General features: G+C 58.0%; 23 protein-coding genes. 7 read left to right on the plus strand and 16 right to left on the minus strand.

What is annotated here, in order from left to right:
• The first annotated feature begins 132 nt into the window (after positions 1-132).
• The gene (locus tag ACO079_RS03885) at positions 133-753 is read left to right on the plus strand and encodes a YdeI/OmpD-associated family protein (protein WP_421791948.1); all 621 of its coding nucleotides are present in this window, start codon (positions 133-135) and stop codon (positions 751-753) included.
• A gap of 97 nt (positions 754-850) precedes the next feature.
• Here ACO079_RS03885 and ACO079_RS03890 read toward each other — a convergent pair whose 3' ends face one another.
• Positions 851-1495: a phasin family protein gene (locus tag ACO079_RS03890; RefSeq protein WP_421791950.1), complete on the minus strand. Its 645-nt coding sequence runs from the start codon at positions 1493-1495 to the stop codon at positions 851-853.
• 156 nt (positions 1496-1651) lie between these two features.
• Between ACO079_RS03890 and ACO079_RS03895 the strand changes: the two genes are divergently transcribed.
• Positions 1652-2959: a D-alanyl-D-alanine carboxypeptidase family protein gene (locus ACO079_RS03895; RefSeq protein WP_421791952.1), complete on the plus strand. Its 1308-nt coding sequence runs from the start codon at positions 1652-1654 to the stop codon at positions 2957-2959.
• Here ACO079_RS03895 and ACO079_RS03900 read toward each other — a convergent pair.
• The 3 genes from ACO079_RS03900 to ACO079_RS03910 form a co-directional block, all read right to left on the minus strand.
• A complete protein-coding gene (locus ACO079_RS03900; protein ID WP_421791954.1) occupies positions 2956-3405 on the minus strand; it encodes a J domain-containing protein in 450 nt (149 codons plus the stop codon). The two genes, ACO079_RS03895 and ACO079_RS03900, sit on opposite strands and share 4 nt — an antisense overlap.
• Positions 3405-4286 (minus strand): division plane positioning ATPase MipZ, encoded by an 882-nt coding sequence (locus tag ACO079_RS03905; protein WP_421791956.1) that lies wholly within the window; start codon positions 4284-4286, stop codon positions 3405-3407. The genes ACO079_RS03900 and ACO079_RS03905 overlap by 1 nt, the downstream gene beginning before the upstream one ends.
• A 109-nt stretch (positions 4287-4395) precedes the next feature.
• Positions 4396-4956, minus strand: a complete 561-nt coding sequence (locus ACO079_RS03910; RefSeq protein ID WP_421791958.1) for an SPOR domain-containing protein — start codon at positions 4954-4956, stop codon at positions 4396-4398.
• 39 nt (positions 4957-4995) lie between these two features.
• On the opposite strand from ACO079_RS03910, the gene panC reads away from it, so the two are divergent.
• Positions 4996-5886 carry a pantoate--beta-alanine ligase gene (gene panC, locus ACO079_RS03915; protein ID WP_421791960.1) on the plus strand — a complete coding sequence of 297 codons (891 nt, stop codon included), beginning with the start codon at positions 4996-4998 and terminating at the stop codon, positions 5884-5886.
• On the opposite strand, the gene ACO079_RS03920 is transcribed toward panC, so the two are convergent.
• The 9 genes from ACO079_RS03920 to ACO079_RS03960 form a co-directional block, all read right to left on the minus strand.
• The gene (locus tag ACO079_RS03920) at positions 5887-6324 is read right to left on the minus strand and encodes a DUF1489 family protein (RefSeq protein WP_421791962.1); all 438 of its coding nucleotides are present in this window, start codon (positions 6322-6324) and stop codon (positions 5887-5889) included.
• Between the two features lie 38 nt (positions 6325-6362).
• The gene (locus ACO079_RS03925; protein WP_421791963.1) at positions 6363-7076 is read right to left on the minus strand and encodes a hypothetical protein; all 714 of its coding nucleotides are present in this window, start codon (positions 7074-7076) and stop codon (positions 6363-6365) included.
• Positions 7077-7150: 74 nt separating this feature from the next.
• Positions 7151-8101, minus strand: a complete 951-nt coding sequence (locus tag ACO079_RS03930) for a hypothetical protein (protein ID WP_421791965.1) — start codon at positions 8099-8101, stop codon at positions 7151-7153.
• A 166-nt stretch (positions 8102-8267) separates the two neighbouring features.
• Positions 8268-10199 carry a biotin carboxylase N-terminal domain-containing protein gene (locus tag ACO079_RS03935; RefSeq protein WP_421791967.1) on the minus strand — a complete coding sequence of 644 codons (1932 nt, stop codon included), beginning with the start codon at positions 10197-10199 and terminating at the stop codon, positions 8268-8270.
• A gap of 112 nt (positions 10200-10311) precedes the next feature.
• Positions 10312-11145, minus strand: coding sequence for a DUF817 domain-containing protein (locus ACO079_RS03940; protein ID WP_421791969.1), 834 nt, complete (start codon positions 11143-11145; stop codon positions 10312-10314).
• A gap of 36 nt (positions 11146-11181) precedes the next feature.
• Positions 11182-11979, minus strand: coding sequence for an enoyl-CoA hydratase-related protein (locus tag ACO079_RS03945; RefSeq protein ID WP_421791971.1), 798 nt, complete (start codon positions 11977-11979; stop codon positions 11182-11184).
• A 115-nt stretch (positions 11980-12094) separates the two neighbouring features.
• Positions 12095-12487: a hypothetical protein gene (locus ACO079_RS03950; protein ID WP_421791972.1), complete on the minus strand. Its 393-nt coding sequence runs from the start codon at positions 12485-12487 to the stop codon at positions 12095-12097.
• Between the two features lie 247 nt (positions 12488-12734).
• Entirely contained in the window at positions 12735-13346 is a 612-nt protein-coding gene (locus ACO079_RS03955) for an SOUL family heme-binding protein (protein ID WP_421791974.1), read from the minus strand.
• Between the two features lie 58 nt (positions 13347-13404).
• On the minus strand, positions 13405-15012 hold the full coding sequence (locus ACO079_RS03960) for a carboxyl transferase domain-containing protein (RefSeq protein ID WP_421791975.1): 1608 nt from the start codon (positions 15010-15012) through the stop codon (positions 13405-13407).
• A gap of 118 nt (positions 15013-15130) precedes the next feature.
• Between ACO079_RS03960 and ACO079_RS03965 the strand changes: the two genes are divergently transcribed.
• The 4 genes from ACO079_RS03965 to ACO079_RS03980 all read left to right on the plus strand — a co-directional run bounded on the left by ACO079_RS03965 (position 15131) and on the right by ACO079_RS03980 (position 18939).
• Positions 15131-15934, plus strand: a complete 804-nt coding sequence (locus ACO079_RS03965; protein WP_421791976.1) for a DUF5694 domain-containing protein — start codon at positions 15131-15133, stop codon at positions 15932-15934.
• 72 nt (positions 15935-16006) lie between these two features.
• A complete protein-coding gene (locus ACO079_RS03970; RefSeq protein WP_421791978.1) occupies positions 16007-16846 on the plus strand; it encodes an enoyl-CoA hydratase-related protein in 840 nt (279 codons plus the stop codon).
• Complete coding sequence (locus ACO079_RS03975) at positions 16843-17199, plus strand: GFA family protein (RefSeq protein ID WP_421791979.1); 357 nt, start codon at positions 16843-16845, stop codon at positions 17197-17199. The genes ACO079_RS03970 and ACO079_RS03975 overlap by 4 nt, the downstream gene beginning before the upstream one ends.
• Before the next feature lie 9 nt (positions 17200-17208).
• Complete coding sequence (locus ACO079_RS03980) at positions 17209-18939, plus strand: patatin-like phospholipase family protein (RefSeq protein WP_421791990.1); 1731 nt, start codon at positions 17209-17211, stop codon at positions 18937-18939.
• Here ACO079_RS03980 and ACO079_RS03985 read toward each other — a convergent pair.
• Genes ACO079_RS03985 through ACO079_RS03995 form a run of 3 tightly spaced genes read right to left on the minus strand, consistent with a single transcriptional unit; the run spans position 18936 to position 20499 of the window.
• Positions 18936-19421, minus strand: coding sequence for a lysozyme inhibitor LprI family protein (locus ACO079_RS03985; protein WP_421791996.1), 486 nt, complete (start codon positions 19419-19421; stop codon positions 18936-18938). The two genes, ACO079_RS03980 and ACO079_RS03985, sit on opposite strands and share 4 nt — an antisense overlap.
• A gap of 5 nt (positions 19422-19426) precedes the next feature.
• Entirely contained in the window at positions 19427-20131 is a 705-nt protein-coding gene (locus tag ACO079_RS03990) for a flavodoxin family protein (RefSeq protein ID WP_421791997.1), read from the minus strand.
• Positions 20128-20499 (minus strand): VOC family protein, encoded by a 372-nt coding sequence (locus ACO079_RS03995; RefSeq protein WP_421791999.1) that lies wholly within the window; start codon positions 20497-20499, stop codon positions 20128-20130. Before ACO079_RS03995 ends, ACO079_RS03990 begins: the two co-directional genes overlap by 4 nt.
• Between the last annotated feature and the right edge of the window lie 5 nt (positions 20500-20504).

Consider the following 20504-nt stretch of genomic DNA (forward strand, 5'->3'; position numbering starts at 1 on the left):
TATGCAAGCTTTGCGCCCTGGGAAGACCCTATCGACGATCGTGAACAGCTTGGTGCACATCTGGAACCAAATTGTGACACTGAGAGGGTTAATTTAGGCTATTTTCGACGCCGCCAGAAAAAACGCACCGCCATGATCACAGAAATCAAGGAGTACTTTTCAAAAGGCTGTGGCCGGTGCGATCGCTTCGCCACTCCGGACTGCTCGACCCGTAAATGGATCGCAGGTCTGACAAAGCTGCGTCAGCTCTGCCTTGATGCCGGACTGACCGAAACCGTCAAATGGGGCCATCCCTGTTACATGTTTTCGGGCCGCAATATTGCGATAATTGGTGCTTTCCGGACTGACTTTCGCCTCAGCTTTTTTCATGCAGCTTTGATGAAAGACCCCGAAGGCGTGCTTGAAAAACAGGGTCCGAATACTGAATATCCTGACATGCTCCGCTTTGGCCACGACGAAAGTGTCGCCGCCCTTGAGCCCGTTATCTCAGCCTATCTGACCGAGGCGAAAAGCTATGCCGAAGCGAAAATCAAGCCGCCTAAATCTAGCCGAACCGTCGATCTGCCTGATGAATTGATTGACGCCCTGGACGCGGACCCGGAACTTGCAGAGGCCTTTCATCGGCTCACGCCGGGCCGTCAGAAAAGCTATGCGATCAATTTGAGTGGAGCAAAGAAGCCCGCAACCCGGATCACCCGCATTGCCAAATTCCGGAACAAAATATTGGCCGGAAAAGGCGCGATGGAGCGTTAGTTTTCCGCAAAGAAAAGGCCCGGTGGAGGTCCACCGGGCCAGTTGGGGAGAAATTGTAGGACGGATCGGGGGAGGATGATCCGTCCCTGAGTCGGCCTTAGCGGGCCGACTGAACCATTTCGACCGACGCCGCGAAGCGGTCATTGATCGGCTTGGTCACGTCTTTGACAGCACCGGCATACAGGTCGGTGGTCTTGTTCATTTCCGCCAGGAACAGGTCCATGGAGGACTTCACGAAGTCGGTCTGGACTTCGATCATGTCCTGAACGGACTTGGCACCGGTCAGCGCTTTGGTCGCCGCAACAGCCGATTCCATGGAGGTCTTGGCATAAGCGACAGCATTAGCGTTTAGGGTTTCGGCGTTTTTGCCAGCAGCGGTAGCCGAAGCGATCACGGCATCAACATTCTCTTTGGTGAAGGCGTTGACGTCGTTCACGGATTTCAGCGACTTCTCGAAACCTTCTTTGAAAGCTTCGTTGCCGGCTGAGGTCATTTTTTCGATCGTCTCATTGACGACGGTGGTTTGAGCTTTGGTCATGGTCTTGGTGTCCTTTTTCGGGGAGGATTTGGCTTTAACCGGCTTGCGGGCCACTGATTTCTTTACAGCGGCTTTCTTGGCCGGGGTTTTTGTTTTCGGGGCAGACTCGGCTTTCGCGGGGGCCGTGGCAGCGGCTTTCACCGAAGCCGGTTTTTTCGCCGTTTTGGCCTTGTCTGCAGCGGGTTTCGCGGTTGCTTTTGTCATCTTCTAACTCTGTGTTGCGACTCGTTTGTTCGCAGTTGCAGCATTCATATGCCGGAAATTCGCATATGCGTCAAGAAAATTGTTGCACTGCACAATAACTATTTACGGGACAGATTTTAACCGCCCTGCAAGGGGTTTCCGCTTCAATGTCGCGCTATGTTGGCTCTTCGCGCCTGCGTTCTCGCGGCAATGGCCGTATTTGCGTGCCTGCTGGCTTTCCCGGCAGCGGCCGACACGCGCCGCTATGCGGCCTTCGTGGCAGATGCCGAAACAGGTGAAATTCTGCACAGCCGCCTGGCTGACGCGCGCCGCTATCCGGCGTCTCTCACCAAGATGATGACGCTCTACCTTTTGTTCGAGGCCATTGAGAACGGCGAGCTGACACTTGAAAGCAATCTTACCGCTTCGCGCATCGCTGCCAGTCAGCAACCTTCCAACATCAATCTGTCGACCGGGGATACGCTGAGCGTTGAAACCGCGATCCGGGCGCTGATTATCAAGAGTGCCAATGATGTCGCTGTGGTGGTCGCCGAAGAACTGGCGGGGACAGAGCGCGCCTTTGCTGTGGAAATGACGGCCCGCGCCCGCGAACTGGGCTTATCCAACACCACATTCAGAAATGCGTCGGGATTGCCGAATTCGCGTCAGGTGACGACAGCGCGGGATATGGCGCGGCTGACCCTGGCTCTGCGCCGCGATTTTCCGCAATACATGCCGTATTTCGAAGAGACGCGCTTTTCCCATGCAGGGCGCACCTATCGCTCGCACAACCGTCTGATCGGACGGGTCGAAGGCGTTGACGGAATGAAGACCGGTTATATCCGCGCTTCCGGCTTCAATATTGCCACGACCGCGACGCGTGACGATACGCGCCTTGTTGCGGTCGTCATGGGCGGGCCAACCGCCTCCTATCGCGACAATCACACCGAACAACTGATCGAGGCGGCTTTTCGCTCGCTGAATAATCGCGAAGCCCTGATTGTCGCCGCCCGCGATCTTCAACCCCGGCTGAACCCAATTCGCGAACAGGATTTGATCGCCACCCGGATTGCAGCGCTGGATCTGACCATGCCGGTCGCACAAGGCGACGGAGACACGCTGCCGCCCTTGCGCATCGAAATTACGGATGATTTGGGATCGGTCGATACCCCATCGCGGCCCGCAGCCGTCGAAGCGCCGCCTGAAGACACCGAACCGGTTCTCGCCGGAGTTTCTTCCGGCGACTGGTCCGTACAGGTCGGGGCGTATGCCGATGCCGCGGCGGCCCAGGCCCGGCTTGAAACGATCCAGGACCTGGCCGTTGCGCTTAGCGGTGCCACAATGGAAACGCCGCAATTTGAACGGGATGGCCGAGCATTGTTCCGGGCCCGCTTCACCGGGTTAGCCGCAGACGTTGCGAGGCAGGTGTGCTCCCAGCTCGCCGCTCATGACGAACCCTGTTTTGCCGTCGCCCCTGGCAGCTAATCCTTCAGCAGAATATCGCGTGCTTCGGTCAATCGCCGCGACAGGCCATCTGTTCCGCCTGAATCCGGGTGAACCTTTTTCATAAGCTTTCGATAAGCCTCGCGGATTTCAGTTTCATCAGGATTTCCTTCCAGACCCAGGAGGTCCAGCGCCTCCTCGCGGCTTCTGGTAGTCGGGGTTGCAGGCGGTGATGCCTGACCATCATTCCGCCTTGGCTTGGGTCTGAAACCTGCCCCGATTGCCATCATCCCGATACCGAAGGTCGCAATTGGTGCGCCGACAAATGCCAGCCCCCGCAGGCTGATAAGCCCGCCGACAATCGTTATGGCCAACCCAAGCGTAATACGCGACCAGCGCGCCGCCTCGGCGGTTTCCATCCGCGCAAAGGCCCGCGACAGCAGGACCAGAACAATCAGGGCCACAAAGCCCAGGATCAAAAAAGGCATCAGAACGGGATCTTCGAGTCAGCCAGTTCCGGTAATCTAAGAACGCTCAGCAATTCCCGCAATTCCTGACGCGCGGCAACATGGCTCATCGAGAAGGCCACGGTCGAACCGTCTTCGGTCAAATCCAGCAGGGTCAGTCCCAGCGGAAAGAGTTCCCGGTAAATGACGCGCTCGGCAAAACCCGGTGCCAGCCGGAAACCGATCCGCTCGGACAGACGCTTAAGCCCTTCACCCACCCGGCGCTTGTTGCGCGCATCGAGCTGGGACATGCGGTTGCGCATGACCACCCAGTCGATGGAGACCTTGTCGCGCCCGGCGCGTTTCTTCCGGCACTCCCAGACCATCTCCGAATACACACTCGGCCGGCCCACTTCAAAGGTGCGCGCGTCAATCTCGGCGAGGAGATCAAAATCGATAAAGCTGTCATTGACGGGCGTCAGAATGGTATCCGCCACGGCGTGGGCAAGTCGCGAATAATGCGTATCCGCGCCCGGAGCATCGATAACGATGAAATCATTTTCCGCCTTCAGCTCGCTGAACACCGCTTGAAAGCGCACATCTTCCTCGGCTTCGGCCTCATCCAGATGGCGCAGCTGGCTGGGCTCGACCCGGCCCTCTTGCGGCATAGGCAATTCGATTCCGTGATGGCTCATCCAGTCGCGGCGGTTCTGCAGATAGCGCCCGGTAGAGCGCTGTCTCAGATCAAGATCGATTATCCCGACCCGCTGTCCCATTCGGAGAAGCGCAATAGCCAGATGAAGGGCTACCGTCGACTTGCCTGCCCCACCCTTTTCATTGCCCACCACAATGACGTGCGCGCCGGAATTGCGGCGGATCAGGCGGAAACCGCCCAGGCGTTCAGGTCGCGACGGAAAATTCATTTACAACACCAGAGTTCAGAAACGCGGTTCATGCTCAAACTGGAGCAAATCTGGTGCCATGCAGAGAATAAAAATCTCCCTCAACGGGCATTTGAATCAACAGCCGGATTCAAGGGTCCATCGGCCGTCCGGTGAAGTCAGTGACATCGCACCAGCCGCCAGCCGCAACCACTTGCGCACAGGCTGCTTCGGCTTCGGCTCCTGTCAGGAAGGGGCCGGCTTTCAAGCGCAGAAACACACCTCTGGACCCGAGATCAGCTTCTTCAAGGCGGGCCTGCCGGTCCAGCATCAGATCGGGAAAAAGCGCTTGCAGGGATTGCCAGCCAGAACGGGCATTCTGCTCATTGCGGTAGGAAGCCAGGTGAATGGCATGCATCAGGCTTTGCCCGCCTTCCGGGTCTGCTGCCAGCGGTTCCGGCTCCGGCGCGGGTTCTGGCGGGGCTGCCAGCCGCAGGGCCAGACGTCGCATATCTTCTTCTACCTGATCGAGCGTCGCAGGATCGTAGCGGGATCGCCAGTCCAGATCGGCCGCCAGCTGGGCAGCCAACCCTGCTGAGGCGGTGCGCGCGATCGGTGCAGCTTCTGCTACCGGGGCACCCGGCTCCGAGCGCGTGCTCATGCAGGCGCTAAGCACAAATGGCAGGGTGAACAGAATGGCGAACCGGATCATGCATCCTGTGTAACGCGAGTCGCATGGCTTGCGTCCAGAGTGATCCCGCACTATCCGGCCTTTATGGGTGCGCTTTCCTCTCTTCCCCTTCCCGCCACGGCGGATCTGACAGACTTGCGGCGGCAGGTGCGCGACTGGCGGCAAGCCGGTGAGACGATCGGATGCGTGCCGACCATGGGCGCGCTGCACGAAGGGCATCTCTCGCTTGTCAAGACTGCCAAAGAGAATGCAGATCGCGTGATCGCCAGTATTTTCGTCAATCCCACCCAGTTTGCGCCGGGTGAGGATTTCGACGCTTACCCGCGCACACTGGACACCGATGCCGCCAAGTTGGCGACGGCCGGATGCGATCTGCTTTATGCGCCTGTCGCCTCGGACATGTATCCGGACGGCTTCTCGACACAACTCACGCTGGAAGGCCCGGCCCTCGGGCTGGAAACCGATTTCCGCCCACATTTCTTTGGAGGCGTGGCCATCGTCGTCGCCAAGCTCTTCAACCGGATCCAGCCCGACCTCGCCGTTTTTGGCGAGAAGGACTATCAGCAGCTGCGCGTCATTCAGTCCATGGTGCGCGATCTGGACTTGCCAATTGAGATTATTCCCGGTCCGACCTTGCGGGAACGCGACGGCCTCGCTCTTTCGTCGCGCAACGCGTATTTGTCGACCAGCGAGCGCGGTCAGGCCGCGCAGTTGTTCCTGGCCCTCAGCGGTTTTGCGGATGATCTCGCCAAGGGGGTCGATTGGGAAACCGCGCAGGGCAAAGCACTGGCCAAAGCTGCTAACACGTTTGACCGCGTGGATTATATCGAAGCGCGCTGCGCGAGCACGCTGGCCCCTCTTCCCGCTGGCCCGGTTAAACAGCCGGCGCGTGTTCTGGCCGCAGTATGGCTGGGGAAGACTCGGCTGATCGATAATCTGCCGGTTGGGTAACTACCACGCGCCGATTTCGATCAGCTTCCGACGAAGGTCGGCAGGGAGCTCGGCACCACCTGCGGCCGGGTCTGACAAATCCATAGGCGCATCGTCCGGCTTGAGATAGCGCCAGCCCTGGAAAGGACGCCTGACAGCTGGCGCGGTGCGGATCAGCTCATTATCCATAATGATGGCACAGCGCTTGATGCCGTCATCACCGATGACTTCCTGCAGATCGATTATCCGCTGGCGCACCTGGATGACCCGTTTGATCACCCAGTAGAGGCTGCCACCCTCCAGAATTTTCGTTGCCTGTTTCGGGAACATGCGCGTGACATGCGTCGACTGCCAGGTTTCGCCGCGCGCCTTAGCCGCGGCCTTGACGCGGGTGCGGTAGTTTTCGAGATCCTCGATGGAGTCAGCGCCCACGCACAACTTGATCAGATGCATCGTCATTGTACGATTAGCTAGGACGACTCTCCTATTTGGCCAAGTCAGGGCGCTGTGTATTCCACATCTGAAAAGCGGAATTCGAGGCTTTGCGATTGCCGCTGGAACAGAGCGCTGACCTCAATATCGGTCGCCATGCTGATCATGATGGGCGCCGGAAAACCCTCGAGCTGGTCGAAGGTCATACGCATTTCAAAGGTATGAACCCGCGCCGCCGCATTCGGCTTAAAGCTTTCCGGTGCAAAAATACGTAACTCATTGATATAGCCATTCGCAGACAGAGCGACCTCTCCCGTCATATTGTCTGCCATGGGGTCGGGCTCTTCTGCATCAGGATCGAGATTTGGCCGGAAGGCGTAGCGTCCATCGCCGAGCTCTTCGATCCCGCCGGATACCATGCTGGCAGCATCCTCATCGAAGAACAGGCCATCCGCCCCGATAGAGACGCCGTCATCCGCCTCTTCTGCATCATCGACGGTATTCATATCCGTCCAGATTTCAGCCAGCGGATCGCTTAGCTCGTCCGCACTAGCTGGTGACAGCAAGGTCCAGTCAGCGCCGTCAGGCTGTGTGCCGTCAAAGCGCGCCGTCATCTCCTCGCCATCAATGGTGATGTGGAACGTAAAGCGCCAGACCGCCCCTTCCGGAGAGTCTTGCGCCAGTTCCAACGCCTGCGCGAGCGGTTGTGGGAAGCTGGAATAATCAGCAAAAGCAGGGGCGGAAAGCCCCAGGACGGCGGCAGCGAGTATCCATTTCATGCAAAATCCCTTTGCCTGTCAGAACGCCCCGCCAGGAAAAGGGATAACGCATTTCAAAAAGACCGCCAGCTGCCTTATGCAGCTTTGTCGCGGAAGCCAGAAGGCTGATTGCCGTCAATCTCGAACGTGGTTTCCGATTTCGGCATCGGCTTGGTATTCCGCCAGATCTTCTTGGCCATTTTGGAAAAGGCCAGCTTCAGATAAGCACTTGGGCCAGAGGCTTCGACCGAGGTCGGATTCATGCCAAAGCGGCGGCGCAGAACGCCATTGGCGTGCAAGACACCATTCTTCAGCAAGGATTCCGGCGTCACGATCTCCATCGTCACCGAGACATTCATTCCCGACAGGTTCTGCACCCGGTGCGGGCCATGCAGCGGCCAGGACGTGAACATGCCCGGCTCCAGATCGACCGCCTCACATTCATTGTCCCAGCTAGGCTCGAAGGGCAGATCTTCCGTCTGTTCCATATGCAGGATGGCTTCCATCCGCTCATCCGTCACATAGGGCGCTTCTGCTGGATAGATCCGGATGCGCTTCTTGCCGCGCACATGCCAGAGAATGGTTTCCGAGACATCCGAATGGATGAACACCTGCGCCGTTGGCGAGGAAATCAGAATGCCGCTTTCCGCATTCAGCGTCTTGTAGCCGGGATTATTGGCCTTCATGTCGGCCAGCATCTGATCATAAAGCGGGCGGTAATCCGGATCTACATTCATCGCTTCGCGCAGATTGATCCACAGCTTGCCGGCTTTCACGGCCTCCAGCAGCTCAAGACCGGACAGATCGCCCGGATCGCCAGCGCGCCAGCTGTCCGCGCCTTCATCCAGATCGCCCATGGTGCAGAAATCGATCAGATCCCGCGGATGTCGCTCTATCAGCGCGGCCAGCGCTTCATCCAAAAATTCCGGGCGTTGGTGCAGATCGTGCTGACCCACCACAACTTTCTTCCGGAAGCCGGATTGGGCCTCTTTGGTCCATTCCGTGACAACTTTGCCCGTATTTTGTGTTTCGCCTGTGCCGTTCATGGCCACCTCCACGTTTCGCGTGAGAGGAGAGCAAGGATCGGGCCAGTTTTGAGAACTGCGTCATTCCGGGGCGCACGAAGTGCGAGCCCGGAACCCATTCTGTGATGTCGGCGTTCCGGCATGGGTCCCGGACAAGGCTGAAGCCTTTCCGGGATGACGAGGTGAGTTAAGCCGCCGCCTCTTCTTCGTCAGCCAACGTCACAAGCGCATCGCCTTCGCCCACTTGGTCACCAGCCGCGATAGATACGGACGCAATCACGCCATCGCGCGGCGCTGCCAGCGCGTGCTCCATTTTCATGGCTTCCAACACCAGCAATTTCTGACCTTTCACCACCGCATCGCCTTCCGCCACATTCAAGGACAAGACCTTGCCCGGCATTGGCGCCTTGACCAGACCGCCTGCTTCCGCGGCATCCGCAGCGGCATCGGGTCGGGGAAAATCAAAACGGCTGGCCCGACCGTGATTGAAAACAACCACGCCGTCGGTGTCGCCAATGATTTTCGCGCGGTAACCAGATGGCAAATCGACGGCCTCGCCGTCCACTTGAGCTGACGGGCCTGAGAGGTTGACCGAGACGGCCTGGTTTTCAACCTCGAAGCGGACATCCACGCGCGCCGGGCGATTGGTACGAAACCCGTCGGGCATGCCCCAGGGGTCGCGTCCGGCGGCAGACTTGGCCTTGGCAATGACGCTTGCCGCAGCCAGTGCGGCGTCTTCTTTCTGCACCCCAGCGGGAATGAGCGAATCCAGTTTTTCGCCAATAAGCCCGGTCGAGACATTCCCGGATTGAAAATCCAGATCGTTCAGACACGCCGCTAAAAACCCGCCATTGGTCTTAACCGGATAGACGCGGGTCGCATCCAGCGCTGCGAGGGATAATGAAATCGCGTGATCGCGATTTTCACCCGAAGAAATCACTTTGGCGATCATGGGATCATAATGGAGCGAAACTTCACCACCGGGTTCTACGCCGCTATCGACACGGACACCCTTCACCGCATAGGGCAGGTCGAGAACGGCGAGCTTCCCAATACTCGGCAGAAAGCCATTCGCCGGATCCTCGGCATAGAGCCGCGCTTCGATGGCGTGACCGTTCAGGGAAATCTGGTCTTGTTCCGGGACTGAGCCGCCCGCCGCGACCTTCAGCTGAAGCTCGACCAGATCAAGGCCCGTCACCATCTCTGTGACCGGATGCTCGACCTGAAGACGCGTATTCATCTCCATGAAATAAAAACCGTCTTCGCGCAGCGCGCCGGATCCATCGACGATAAATTCAATCGTACCAGCGCCCTCATAATTCACCGCCTTGGCGGCCTGTACCGCAGCAGAGCACATGGCCGCGCGCACATTCGGCGTCATGCCAGGTGCGGGAGCTTCCTCGATGACTTTCTGATGGCGGCGCTGGAGTGAACAATCGCGTTCGAAGAGGTGAATGACCCGTCCGCGGCTGTCGCCAAAGACCTGCACTTCGATATGGCGCGGGTTCTCAATGAATTTCTCGATCAAAACTTCATCATTGGCAAAAGAGGATTTTGCTTCGCGTTTACAGCTATCCAGCGCATCGAGAAAATCTCCTTCCGCCTCGACCTTGCGCATGCCTTTGCCGCCGCCTCCGGCAACCGCCTTGATCAAGACCGGATAGCCAATCGCATCCGCGGCATTCTTCAAATGCGCCGGGTCCTGGTTTTCGCCGTGATAACCGGGCGTGACAGGCACACCGGCCTCTTCCATCAGCTTCTTGGCGCGGTCTTTCAGACCCATCGCCTCGATGGATTCCGCCGACGGACCGACGAACTTGATCCCCGCCGCGGCGCAGGCCCGGGCAAAGTCAGCGTTTTCAGAAAGAAAGCCATAACCCGGGTGAATCGCTTCAGCGCCGGCCTGCTTGGCGGCTTCGAGGATTTTATCGGCGCGCAGATAGCTTTCCGCGCTCGGGGCCGGGCCCAGCAAGACCGCTTCATCGGCCTCTTTCACGTGCGGGGCATCGGCATCGGCCTCGGAATAGACCGCAACGGTTTTGATACCCATGCGCTTGGCGGTGCGCATGACGCGCCTGGCGATCTCTCCACGATTGGCGATCAACAGCGTTTTGAACATGAAGCCTGTCCTCGTCGAAGAAATCCCGGGCTTCCCGGACTTAATCCGGGAAGCCATCAATTTCATTTAGAAGATAGACCCTCGGGTCAAGCCCGAGGGACCCAGAAATAACTTATTCAGCTGGGTGTTTAGTCAGCCTTCGCTGAGCGTGGACAGCCGCCACGAGCACAAAGCTGATGATCATCAGGAGATACCACGAACCCAGCTTTTGAATCGACACCATATGCCAGCCCTCTTCCTGACCGGGATAGGCCCACGCGCGCGCAAATGTGCCGATATTCTCGGCAAACCAGATAAAGAGCGCGACCAGCAAAAGACCAACCACCAGCGGCATGAAGCGGTGTTTGATGTCCGGCCGGAACCAGATCACGCACGGACCATAGATAAGCAGCGTGGCGGCATAGAGCCCCCAGCGGATGTCGATGGTGTAATGATGGGTGAAGAAATTGATATAGATCGCCAGTGCCAGAAGGCCTTGAATCCATAAGGGTGGGAAGCGGTCGAATTTAAACTCGAAAATGCGCCAGACCCGCGCGAGATAGCTGCCGACCGCCGCATACATGAAGCCGGAAAATAAGGGCACACCCGCAATTCGTAAGTACGCTTCCTCGGGGTAAATCCACGAACCCGCGTAGGTTTTGAAGATCTCCATCACCGTGCCGACAATGTGAAAGACGAGGATGACCCGCGCCTCCTCCCAGGTTTCCAGCCGTGTGACGAGCAAAGCTGCCTGAATCGCGATAGCCGACAGCGTGATAAAATCATAGCGCGGCAGCAGCGCGTTTTCCGGGTAGAACAGAAACGTCCCCATCAAAAGGACAATCATCGCCCCGCCGAACAGGCAGGCCCAAGCCTGTTTGATCCCGAAAGAAATAAACTCAAACAGGAATTGCGTAACCGGCCCACGAACATAGGCAGCGCGCCACGCCTCACGGCGGGCATGCAACCAGGCGCGGGGGTCTTGGAAAAGCTCCAGAGCGGCTTACCCCGCCCAGTCGGGTTTGCGTTTCTCCAGGAAAGCGCCGAGCCCTTCCCGGCCCTCTTCGCTGGCGCGGCGATGCGCGATCCGCTTGGCGAGATCATCCATCAGCCCGTGATTGATTTTGTGACCCACCACATCATCGACGAGCTCCTTGGCATCAGCGATCGCACCCGGGGCAGCAGAAAAGCCGAGACGGGCGACGTACTCCGCCATGTCGTCCAACTCGTTTGCATCCTCGACGACATACTGAACCAGCCCGATCATGTGCGCGAACTTCGCATCAAACCCCTCGGCGGTCGCAAACAGGGCCCGCGCCCATTTCGGTCCGATGGCCCGGATTACGAAGGGCGAGATCGTGGCCGGAGTCAGACCGAGCCGGACTTCGGAGAAACGGAACTTTGTCTGTGACTGCGCAATTGCGACATCACACGCCGCGACGAGGCCGGACCCGCCCCCCATGGCTGCACCTTGCACCAACGCGATCGTCAGCTGCGGCAAGTTGAACAAGCGGTAGAGCATGCCTGCCAGGGCTTCAGCATCCTCGATATTCTGCTCGCGGGTATAGCCGGCGGCATCCTTCATCCAGTTGAGGTCGCCGCCCGCGCAGAACGTGTCGCCCGCTCCGCGCAGCATCACGACGCGGACCTCATCAGTATTTTTCGCGAGGAGATCGAAAATCTCGCTCAACTTGTTGATGGTTTCGCGATCGAACGCGTTTTTCTTTTCCGGGCGGTTGATCGTCACCACGGCGAGTTCGCCGGGCGTAACATCAAGCAGGACGGGGGCGGTATCGGACATCAAGCAAGCCTCACAATCGGTTTCCTGTTTCGGATACCGCGCACGCGGCCAGACCGCAAAGAAAAAGGGCCGCTGGTCTCCCAACGGCCCTTTCCGCACTTGCATGTGCCGCGGATCAGTCGCCGCGGAAAATCATGCTCTTGATGATGCCCAGCACCATGATGCCAATGAAATACATGACCGCGAGTGCGCCCAGATATTTTAGATAGGTCATGTCGGTGAATTGCCCGGCAAAGGCACCGAAATCAAACCCGTCCATTCCGCCACCCCTTACCATGGGCATAACGACATCCACGATGACGTGAATGACAACACCCACAAAGGTGAAAATCAGAATGGCCCCGCCCGAGCGCAACAATAGCGCAAGCACAAGCGCAATAATGCCGAACTGGATCAGCAAAGGCATCCAGTTCACCATTTCGCCATTCCCGGCATACATCAAAAGGCCCGGCTCAAAGAATTGGTAGCCCTGATAGAGCCAGCCGTGCACCATATCCACATATTCCATGTGTGTTTTCCCCTCAAAACGCTCCCAAACGCGCCCACTCTACCCCAGACAACGCGCTTTGTTAAAACATTGTTAGGAAAAGACGGGCTGTGGCAAGGGGGCTCGCGTCAGAGGCGATATTTGTGATGAGTCTGTAACATATGGTTTTTACGCCCCAATCTTGCACCGTTTGAGGCATCCCCGGCAAACATCACATAAAAGCAGCAGGCTGTGTCTGCAAAGCCACCCGGATTTATAACGAAAACCTTCAATTGGACGGCACAACTTCGATCATGATTTCATGGCGTTTGAAGGGCGTGGGCACCCAGGGCGCGCTGTAAGATGCATATTCCGCCTCGCCAACGGCCTCGTAACCTTGCGCCGCCAGCCAACTTTCCAGCTCGTTTAGATGCGTATCCAAACGATCAGATGTCCGCGCGCCATTGAACTCGATCACGACCATACGCCGCCCTGGCACTTCGCGCAGCTGCACAGCGGGATTATTCGGCTCTGGCAGGGTTTCCATCGTATATTCAGACGGCATAACGAAACCGACCGTCCAGATGCCATCTGTGGCTTCTGTTGAGGTGACCGGTGCCGTCATGGCGATCTCCTGTCCGCGCGTGGTGGTGACCGGCGCGGTCATGTCGATTTCCTGACGCGGCGCATTATTGCCGAAGATGAAATCAGCCAATGGGCGGAACCCGGCACTGCTGGCCCGGCCCCGGCTGCCGCGCACCTGCACTTCGGCCACAATCATCGATGCATAATCACGCACTTCGATGTTTCCGTCGCGCGCCACAGAGGTGAAGGCGGGCTCCTCAGCCGCCATGGCGGCGGACGACACAATCAAAGCGGCAAACAAAGCGATGAAACGCATGGGGCAATCTCCTGCAGGACATGCGGGAAGATACGTGACCCAAACGAAACTGGATTGCTTACATCCTGAACACGCCGAATTTCGTGTCTTCGAACGGCGCATTCATCGCAGCGGAGAGTGACAGCGCCAGAACACGGCGGGTATCGGACGGGGCGATGATGCCGTCATCCCACAGGCGCGCCGTGGAGTAATAGGGCGAGCCTTCTTTCTCATAGAGATCACGGATCGGCTGTTTGAAGCTTTCTTCCTCTTTCGCCGGCCAATCTTCGCCGCGCGCTTCCATGCCGTCACGTTTAACCGTCGCCAGCACGCTGGCCGCCTGTTCGCCGCCCATCACGGAAATGCGTGAGTTCGGCCACATAAAGAGGAAGCGCGGGCTGTAAGCCCGTCCGCACATACCGTAATTGCCAGCGCCATAAGAGCCGCCAATGATGATGGTGACTTTCGGCCCGGCAAAGCACGACACGGCGGTCACCAGCTTGGCGCCATCCTTGGCGATGCCGCCCGCCTCATACTTCGAGCCCACCATGAAGCCGGTGATATTTTGCAGGAAGATGAGCGGGATTTTCCGCTGCGCACATAATTCGATGAAATGCGCCCCCTTCTGGGCGCTTTCAGAAAACAGAATGCCGTTATTGGCGATGATCCCGACCGGCATGCCATGCAGGCGCGCAAAGCCACACACCAGTGTTTCGCCGAACAGCTTTTTGAATTCATCAAACTCAGAGCCATCGACGATGCGGGCGATCACCTCGCGCACATCATAGGGCGTACGCAGGTCCACCGGCACCACGCCGTTGAGTTCGTCCGAATCATAATCCGGCTCAATCGGGTCAGAGAGATCCAGATTATGCGACTTGGTGGTGTTCAGCGTGCCGACAATGCGGCGCGCGATAAACAAAGCATGCTCATCATTACTGGCATAATGATCCGCCACACCGGACTGGCGTGCATGGACATCCGCTCCACCCAGATCTTCGGCTGAGATCACCTCGCCCGTGGCCGCCTTCACCAGAGGCGGGCCGCCCAGGAAAATCGTGCCCTGCTTGCGAACGATGATTGTTTCATCCGACATGGCCGGAACATACGCGCCACCCGCGGTACAAGAGCCCATCACCGACGCGATCTGGGGAATGCCCATCGAGGACATTTGCGCCTGATTATAGAAAATCCGGCCAAAATGCTCGCGATCCGGAAAAACTTCAGCCTGGTGGGGCAGATTCGCCCCGCCACTATCCACAAGATAGACACACGGCAGACGGTTCTGCATGGCGATTTCCTGCGCCCGCAGGTGCTTCTTCACCGTCATCGGATAATAGGCGCCGCCCTTGATGGTCGGGTCATTGCAGACCACCATCACCTCACGGCCTGAGACCCGGCCAATGCCAGCAATCATACCCGCGCCGTGGACATTGCCTTCATACATGCCATTGGCGGCCAGCGCGCCAATCTCAAGGAAAGGCGAACCGGGATCCAGCAATCGCTCAACGCGGTCACGAGGCAGCAGCTTACCGCGGGATAAATGGCGTTCGCGGGAGCGCTCGGATCCACCCAGCGCGGCTTCCTCGGTCTTGGTCCGCAGCTCATCAATGAGGCTGAGCATGGCCTCGCGATTGGCGGTGTAGCTTTCCGATTGAGTATCGGCGGCAGAGGTCAGTCGGCTCATGGATGTGCCCCATCGGTTTCGCCGCCAATTAAGCCGGGCGGGACGCAAGGCGCAATGGTGAGCCTGCATCCATTTGAGCACTCAGCCGCATCTCCTTCGCGTCGATTGGGGAAAAACAATGAAACACTTTCTCACTGCCACATTTGCCGCCATGGCGATTTCAAGCACCACACTGGCTCAGGACGAGACCCCGCAAATCATGGTGCTGGGCACATTCCACTTCACCGGCGGAGGCGCAGATTATATCAATCCGGAAGTTGATGATTATCTGGCCGCCACCCGGCAGGCCGAGATTGAAGCCCTCGTTGACGCGTTGGCGCAGTTCAACCCAACCAAAATTGTCGTGGAACTGCTGCCGGAAGCCGAAGAAGGCTTTAACGCGGATTATCAGCGCTATCTGGCGGGTGATCATCAGCTGACCGTCAATGAACGACAACAAATCGGCATGCGCCTGGCCGCCCGGCTGGGCCATGACCGGCTCTTTGCGGCGGATTACCGCTCCGGCATGGATTTTGACGCCATGATGGCCGCGGGCGGCGAATACGATCAAGGCCACCTTATGGCCCGTCTGGGCGCGCTTCAGACCACGATGGCGGCTTGGGAAAGAGAAGTAAATCGCCCGGACGTTTCGGTGTCCACGCGCTTGCGGACGGTCAATACGCCGGAGATGCTCTCGCTCCATAACGTGTATTTAACGCTCGCCCAGCTGGGCTCGGCGGATAATCCGGTTGGCGCGCAAAACATGGCCAATTGGTGGGGCCGGAATCTCCACATATTTGCCCAGATCGGCCAGCTTTCAGAGCCGGGCGATCGTATTCTGGTGATCTATGGCTCAGGCCATAAATTCCTGTTCGATCAATTCTTCCAGGACGCGGTTGAGTTCGACTGGGTCGATGTGCTCGACTACATTCCTGCCGAATAAACACGCGAAAAGCGCTTGCGCCCTAGCGCGCAACGAGGAAGGCTCCTCGCCCAAACGGGGAGCCTTTATCTTATGAGCTATTCCAGCTTCAACCTGACCCAGGACGGTCCGATAGCGCGCATCACGCTGAATCGGCCGGACAAGCGCAACACAATGACGCCTGCCTTCTGGGCGGAACTGCCGGACGCAGTCGGTGAATTGTCTGATGCAGGCCAGACCCGCGTGCTCATTCTCGATGCGGAAGGTCCGGTCTTTACTGCGGGTATGGACATCTCGGTCTTTACCGATCCAAACGCGCTTGGGACCGGCACATCTGCCATGCGCGAAACCTTCATGACCGCTGCGCTGGCCTTGCAAGACAGTTTCACCGCGTTTGAAACCGCGCGTTTTCCGGTTATCGCGGCGATCCAGGGGCCGTGCGTCGGCGGCGGCGTGGATATGATCTGCGCCTGTGATCTACGATTTGGCACGAATGACGCCTGGCTGCGCATTGAAGAAACCAATATCGGCATGTTCGCCGATGTCGGCACCCTGCAGCGCCTGCCGAAGCTCGTGCCCGACGGCATCGCGCGTGAACTGGCCTATACAGGCGAAAACCTGACAGCAGAACGCGCGGAAAAGATAGGCTTGTACAATGCGGTGCTTGATGATGCGGACGCTTTGCGCGCGCATGTCGATCAGATTGCCCAATCCATTGCTTCAAAAGCACCGCTGACCATCTCCGGCACCAAGCGGTCCTTCCTTTATGCAAGAGATCATTCTGTTGAAGACAGTCTGAAACACGCCATGACCCTGCAAGCCGCGCTGTGGACGCCCGAAGATATTCAGGAAGCCATCACGGCCCGCGGCGAAAAGCGGGAAGGGAATTTCCAGCCCCTCGCCCCGGTCCGCCGGATGGGGCGCAGCAAATGATCAAGGGCGGCTGTCATTGCGGCTCTGTGCGTTGGGAAATCGTCGCCTGGCCAGAGTCAGTTACCGTCTGCAATTGCTCGCTCTGCCGCAAGCTCGGCACGCAATGGGGTGAGGTTGATCCGGCAAACACCTCAATCACAGCAGACCTTCCCCAGACCGGTTACGTTTCCGGCGATGAAACCCTGACCGTTCATCGCTGCACAAAGTGCGGTGTGACCACCCATTGGAGCAGCCGCGATCCGGATGCGCCCAAGCGCATGAAGATCAATTTCACGACCGCCGATGACCCGCTACCCGGAATCGTGCGCGTGCGCCATTTTGACGGCGCTGACAGCTGGGAGTTTCTGGATTAAACCGGCCCCATGCCACTCAGCCTTTCGATTCCCGGCTTCTTTAATGATATCGGCAAGGCCGCTCTCAAAGCGGTCGAGCACGAAGTGGAGTGGTTTTGCCTGCCCGCCGGGCAGATGCTGTTTTCTGAAGGCGAGCGCTCAGACGCGCTTTATTTATTGCGGTCAGGTGCGTTAGCCGCCTTTCGTGATGGGCCAATGGGCCGCCCTAACCTTTTGGGCTACATCCGCGCCGGCGAACCGGTCGGCGAAATGTCCATGCTGGAAGAACGGGCACATTCGGCCAGTGTTTACGCCATGCGAGACAGCGAAATTGTTCGCTTGCCAACCGCTGAATTTGAACGCCTGACCAACAAGCATCCCTCGCTGATGCGCGAATTGTCCAAGATGATGCTGCGACGGCTGCGCACCGGTCCGCAGCGCCACGGATCGGAACCCAAAGTTTTTGCACTCGTCTCTTGTTCGCCGACGATTGATCTTGATTATCGCGCCAAAAAGCTTCGCTCTGCTTTGGGCAAGATTGGCGTGTCAGCAGCCATTCTTGGTGAGGAATCCGCTGATTTTTCCGGGCCCAAACTCGATGCCTATGAACAGGACCATCAGGTGGTCATTCTGGCGGCGCGTCTTGGCGACAGCCAGTGGGCGCGCCGGGCAATGGGCCGGGCAGACCGGGTCTGGCTACTGGCACGTGGCGATGCCCGGCCTTCAATCCCCCTATTGCCGGATGACCCCTCACCGGCCGCGAGATTGAAGCTCCTCGATGTCGTGCTGGTGCATGATGGTGGGGACCGGCGCGCCTCCCGCCCGCAGGAATGGGCCGATGCCGCTGAGGCGGCTCGAGTCTTTCATTGGCGTCAGGAACGCCCCGATGACCTGGCCCGCCTGGCGCGGACTCTGGCCGGCAAATCGATCGGCCTGGTCTTGTCTGGCGGTGGGGCGCGAGCCTATGCCCATATTGGTGCGGTTGAAGCATTCCGGAAGGCGGGCCTGGAATTCGATTTTGTGGGCGGGGCTTCAATGGGGGCGATCATCGCGGCCGGTGTAGCCCTGGAATGGACTCAGGACGAACTCGTCGAGCGGGTTCGCGAAGCCTTCGTTGCCTCCAACCCGCTGGGAGATTGGCGCTTACCGGTTGTCTCGCTGGCGCGAGGAAAACGCGTCGATGATAGGCTGGAAAAGCATTTTGGCGACGTCGAAATCGCGGACATGGCCCGGCCGTATTTCTGTATTTCTTCCAATCTCTCGACGGGACGTCCCCACATCCATCGCAGCGGACGTTTACGGGATGCACTCCGCGCAACCATCGCCATTCCCGGCATCCTGCCGCCCGTTCTGGATGGCGATAATGTGCTGGTCGATGGGGCGGTGTTCACCAACTTCCCGTCCGAGCAAATGCGCGCCTTCCATCGGGGCATCAGCGCTGGCGTGGACGTAACCCGCGCCAAAGCCGTAAATGCGGATGAATTCCGCGATGCGCCCAGCTTTATCGGCTGGGTGCGTCAGCATGGGCTCAATGAACTTCCGCCCATTGCGTCGCTGTTGATGCGCTCGGCAACCGCAGGCGTCATGGTCGGCAAGCACCAAGCCTATCGCGAGGCCGTCGACATGCTCGTTTTGCCCGACACCACAACGGATCTGCGCGAATGGAAACGGTTTGAAGAAACCATTGAGGCAGGCCGCCGTGCCGCAGAATACGCTCTGACAAGTCTCGACGAAAACGATCGGCTGGCCTTCGGGCTCTAGCCTTTTGTCAGCTGGGTTCCCAACCAAATTGCCCGTTCTGCTGACTGGAGCCGAAAACACTCAAGCGCGGTCAAACGGCTGAGCGTTTCGACACGATAGGCAGACGCCATGTGGGCGCAATCACTATCGCGTAGCGATTCCCAAAAACTCTGCGAGGCGCGCAGCTCATCACGCGGGTCGCCGCCATCTTCATCTGACTGAGCCTCTTCCGCGCCCTCGACCACCTCAAGCAATGCTTCATAGCGCGCCTCAACGAGCTCTTCCCACAAAGTCAGTTCGCGTTGGGCGCAGGCAAGAACCCCCTCGTGTGTTTCCGTATCAAGCGTTGGAACACACGAATTCACGATTAAATCGAAGCAGCTTTCTTCATCCTGGGTATCAATACACTGAGTAAAATCCGCTCGTTCCTGCAAAGTGGGTTCGGCGATGATTTGCAACGCTCCCAGAGCATAGACCAGCGACAAAAGGCCAGAGCAAGTCAATTTGACTAGCGGTATTCCGGATTGGGATGGCCGTAATTATTGCCGCAATCCCAATCTTTTTTCGAATTTCCTTCGGCTGGGAAGCCGCCTGATTGTTTGAGTATCCGCGCCAAATGCATGAGATTCCAGGTCATGAAGGTCGTATTGCGCTGGGTGAACTCGTTTTCCGGACCGCCTGACCCTTCATCGGCATAGGATTTTCCTGGCCCCGCTTCGCCAATCCATCCAGCATCCGCTTGTGGGGGGATAGCGTAGCCAATATGCTGCAGCGAATAGAGCACCGACATGCCCACATGTTTGATGCCATCCTCATTGCCGGTGACGATTGTGCCGGCTGTTTTGCCGTAGAAGATAAACTGGCCCTTTTCGTTTTGCTCGCCAGACATGGCATAGAGGCGCTCGATCAATTTGCGGCATATAGAGCTTTCGGCTCCCAGCCAGATCGGCGTTCCAACAACCAGGATGTCGGCATGGCGCACCTTGTTCCAGATATCCGGCCACGCATCCTTATCCCAGCCATGCTCTCGCATATCCGGGTAGACACCGGTAGCAACCTCATAATCGATCAACCGAACCGTATCGACCGAAACACCCTGCTTTTTCATGATTGCGCGTGCGACATCCATCAGCGCATCAGTGTGCGACGCCGCTGGGAGGCGCTTGAGCGTGCAATTGATAAACAACGCCCTGAGATCAGAAAATTCGGTCATTCCGGTGGGTCCAACTGTTGCCAGAGTTCTATTTTCACCCCGTCGCAATCCATGATCCAGGCAAACTTCCCATAGCCTTCATCGCTTTCGCCGAGAATTTCGAGCCCCTTGGCCTTAAGCCCGGAGACGAATTCATCAAGATTATCAACGCGGAGATTGATCATGAATTCCTTATCGCTTGGCTGGAAATACTCGTTCGAAGTGAATTTCCCGACCAGGCTGTAGGGCTGGTCGCCAGTCTCTTCCGACCATTTCAGCTTAGGCCCGTATTCGCCCTCAAGGCCCAGATATTTTCTATACCAGGCCCGCGTCGCAGCCGGGTCTTTCACCACGTGAAAAATGCCGCCCAATCCGGTAATTTTCGCCATATCGC

Source organism: Hyphobacterium sp., from assembly GCF_965228115.1.
Taxonomy (GTDB): domain Bacteria; phylum Pseudomonadota; class Alphaproteobacteria; order Caulobacterales; family Maricaulaceae; genus Hyphobacterium.

What these genes read in the sequence shown, in the direction of transcription:
- ACO079_RS03885 (WP_421791948.1), top strand. Translation starts at nt 133, where the DNA reads ATGATCACAGAAATCAAGGAGTACTTTTCAAAAGGCTGTGGCCGGTGC.
- ACO079_RS03890 (WP_421791950.1), bottom strand. Translation starts at nt 1,495, where the DNA reads ATGACAAAAGCAACCGCGAAACCCGCTGCAGACAAGGCCAAAACGGCG.
- ACO079_RS03895 (WP_421791952.1), top strand. Translation starts at nt 1,652, where the DNA reads ATGTTGGCTCTTCGCGCCTGCGTTCTCGCGGCAATGGCCGTATTTGCG.
- ACO079_RS03900 (WP_421791954.1), bottom strand. Translation starts at nt 3,405, where the DNA reads ATGCCTTTTTTGATCCTGGGCTTTGTGGCCCTGATTGTTCTGGTCCTG.
- ACO079_RS03905 (WP_421791956.1), bottom strand. Translation starts at nt 4,286, where the DNA reads ATGAATTTTCCGTCGCGACCTGAACGCCTGGGCGGTTTCCGCCTGATC.
- ACO079_RS03910 (WP_421791958.1), bottom strand. Translation starts at nt 4,956, where the DNA reads ATGATCCGGTTCGCCATTCTGTTCACCCTGCCATTTGTGCTTAGCGCC.
- ACO079_RS03920 (WP_421791962.1), bottom strand. Translation starts at nt 6,324, where the DNA reads ATGACGATGCATCTGATCAAGTTGTGCGTGGGCGCTGACTCCATCGAG.
- ACO079_RS03925 (WP_421791963.1), bottom strand. Translation starts at nt 7,076, where the DNA reads ATGAAATGGATACTCGCTGCCGCCGTCCTGGGGCTTTCCGCCCCTGCT.
- ACO079_RS03930 (WP_421791965.1), bottom strand. Translation starts at nt 8,101, where the DNA reads ATGAACGGCACAGGCGAAACACAAAATACGGGCAAAGTTGTCACGGAA.
- ACO079_RS03935 (WP_421791967.1), bottom strand. Translation starts at nt 10,199, where the DNA reads ATGTTCAAAACGCTGTTGATCGCCAATCGTGGAGAGATCGCCAGGCGC.
- ACO079_RS03945 (WP_421791971.1), bottom strand. Translation starts at nt 11,979, where the DNA reads ATGTCCGATACCGCCCCCGTCCTGCTTGATGTTACGCCCGGCGAACTC.
- ACO079_RS03950 (WP_421791972.1), bottom strand. Translation starts at nt 12,487, where the DNA reads ATGGAATATGTGGATATGGTGCACGGCTGGCTCTATCAGGGCTACCAA.
- ACO079_RS03955 (WP_421791974.1), bottom strand. Translation starts at nt 13,346, where the DNA reads ATGCGTTTCATCGCTTTGTTTGCCGCTTTGATTGTGTCGTCCGCCGCC.
- ACO079_RS03960 (WP_421791975.1), bottom strand. Translation starts at nt 15,012, where the DNA reads ATGAGCCGACTGACCTCTGCCGCCGATACTCAATCGGAAAGCTACACC.
- ACO079_RS03965 (WP_421791976.1), top strand. Translation starts at nt 15,131, where the DNA reads ATGAAACACTTTCTCACTGCCACATTTGCCGCCATGGCGATTTCAAGC.
- ACO079_RS03970 (WP_421791978.1), top strand. Translation starts at nt 16,007, where the DNA reads ATGAGCTATTCCAGCTTCAACCTGACCCAGGACGGTCCGATAGCGCGC.
- ACO079_RS03975 (WP_421791979.1), top strand. Translation starts at nt 16,843, where the DNA reads ATGATCAAGGGCGGCTGTCATTGCGGCTCTGTGCGTTGGGAAATCGTC.
- ACO079_RS03980 (WP_421791990.1), top strand. Translation starts at nt 17,209, where the DNA reads ATGCCACTCAGCCTTTCGATTCCCGGCTTCTTTAATGATATCGGCAAG.
- ACO079_RS03990 (WP_421791997.1), bottom strand. Translation starts at nt 20,131, where the DNA reads ATGACCGAATTTTCTGATCTCAGGGCGTTGTTTATCAATTGCACGCTC.
- ACO079_RS03995 (WP_421791999.1), bottom strand. Translation starts at nt 20,499, where the DNA reads ATGGCGAAAATTACCGGATTGGGCGGCATTTTTCACGTGGTGAAAGAC.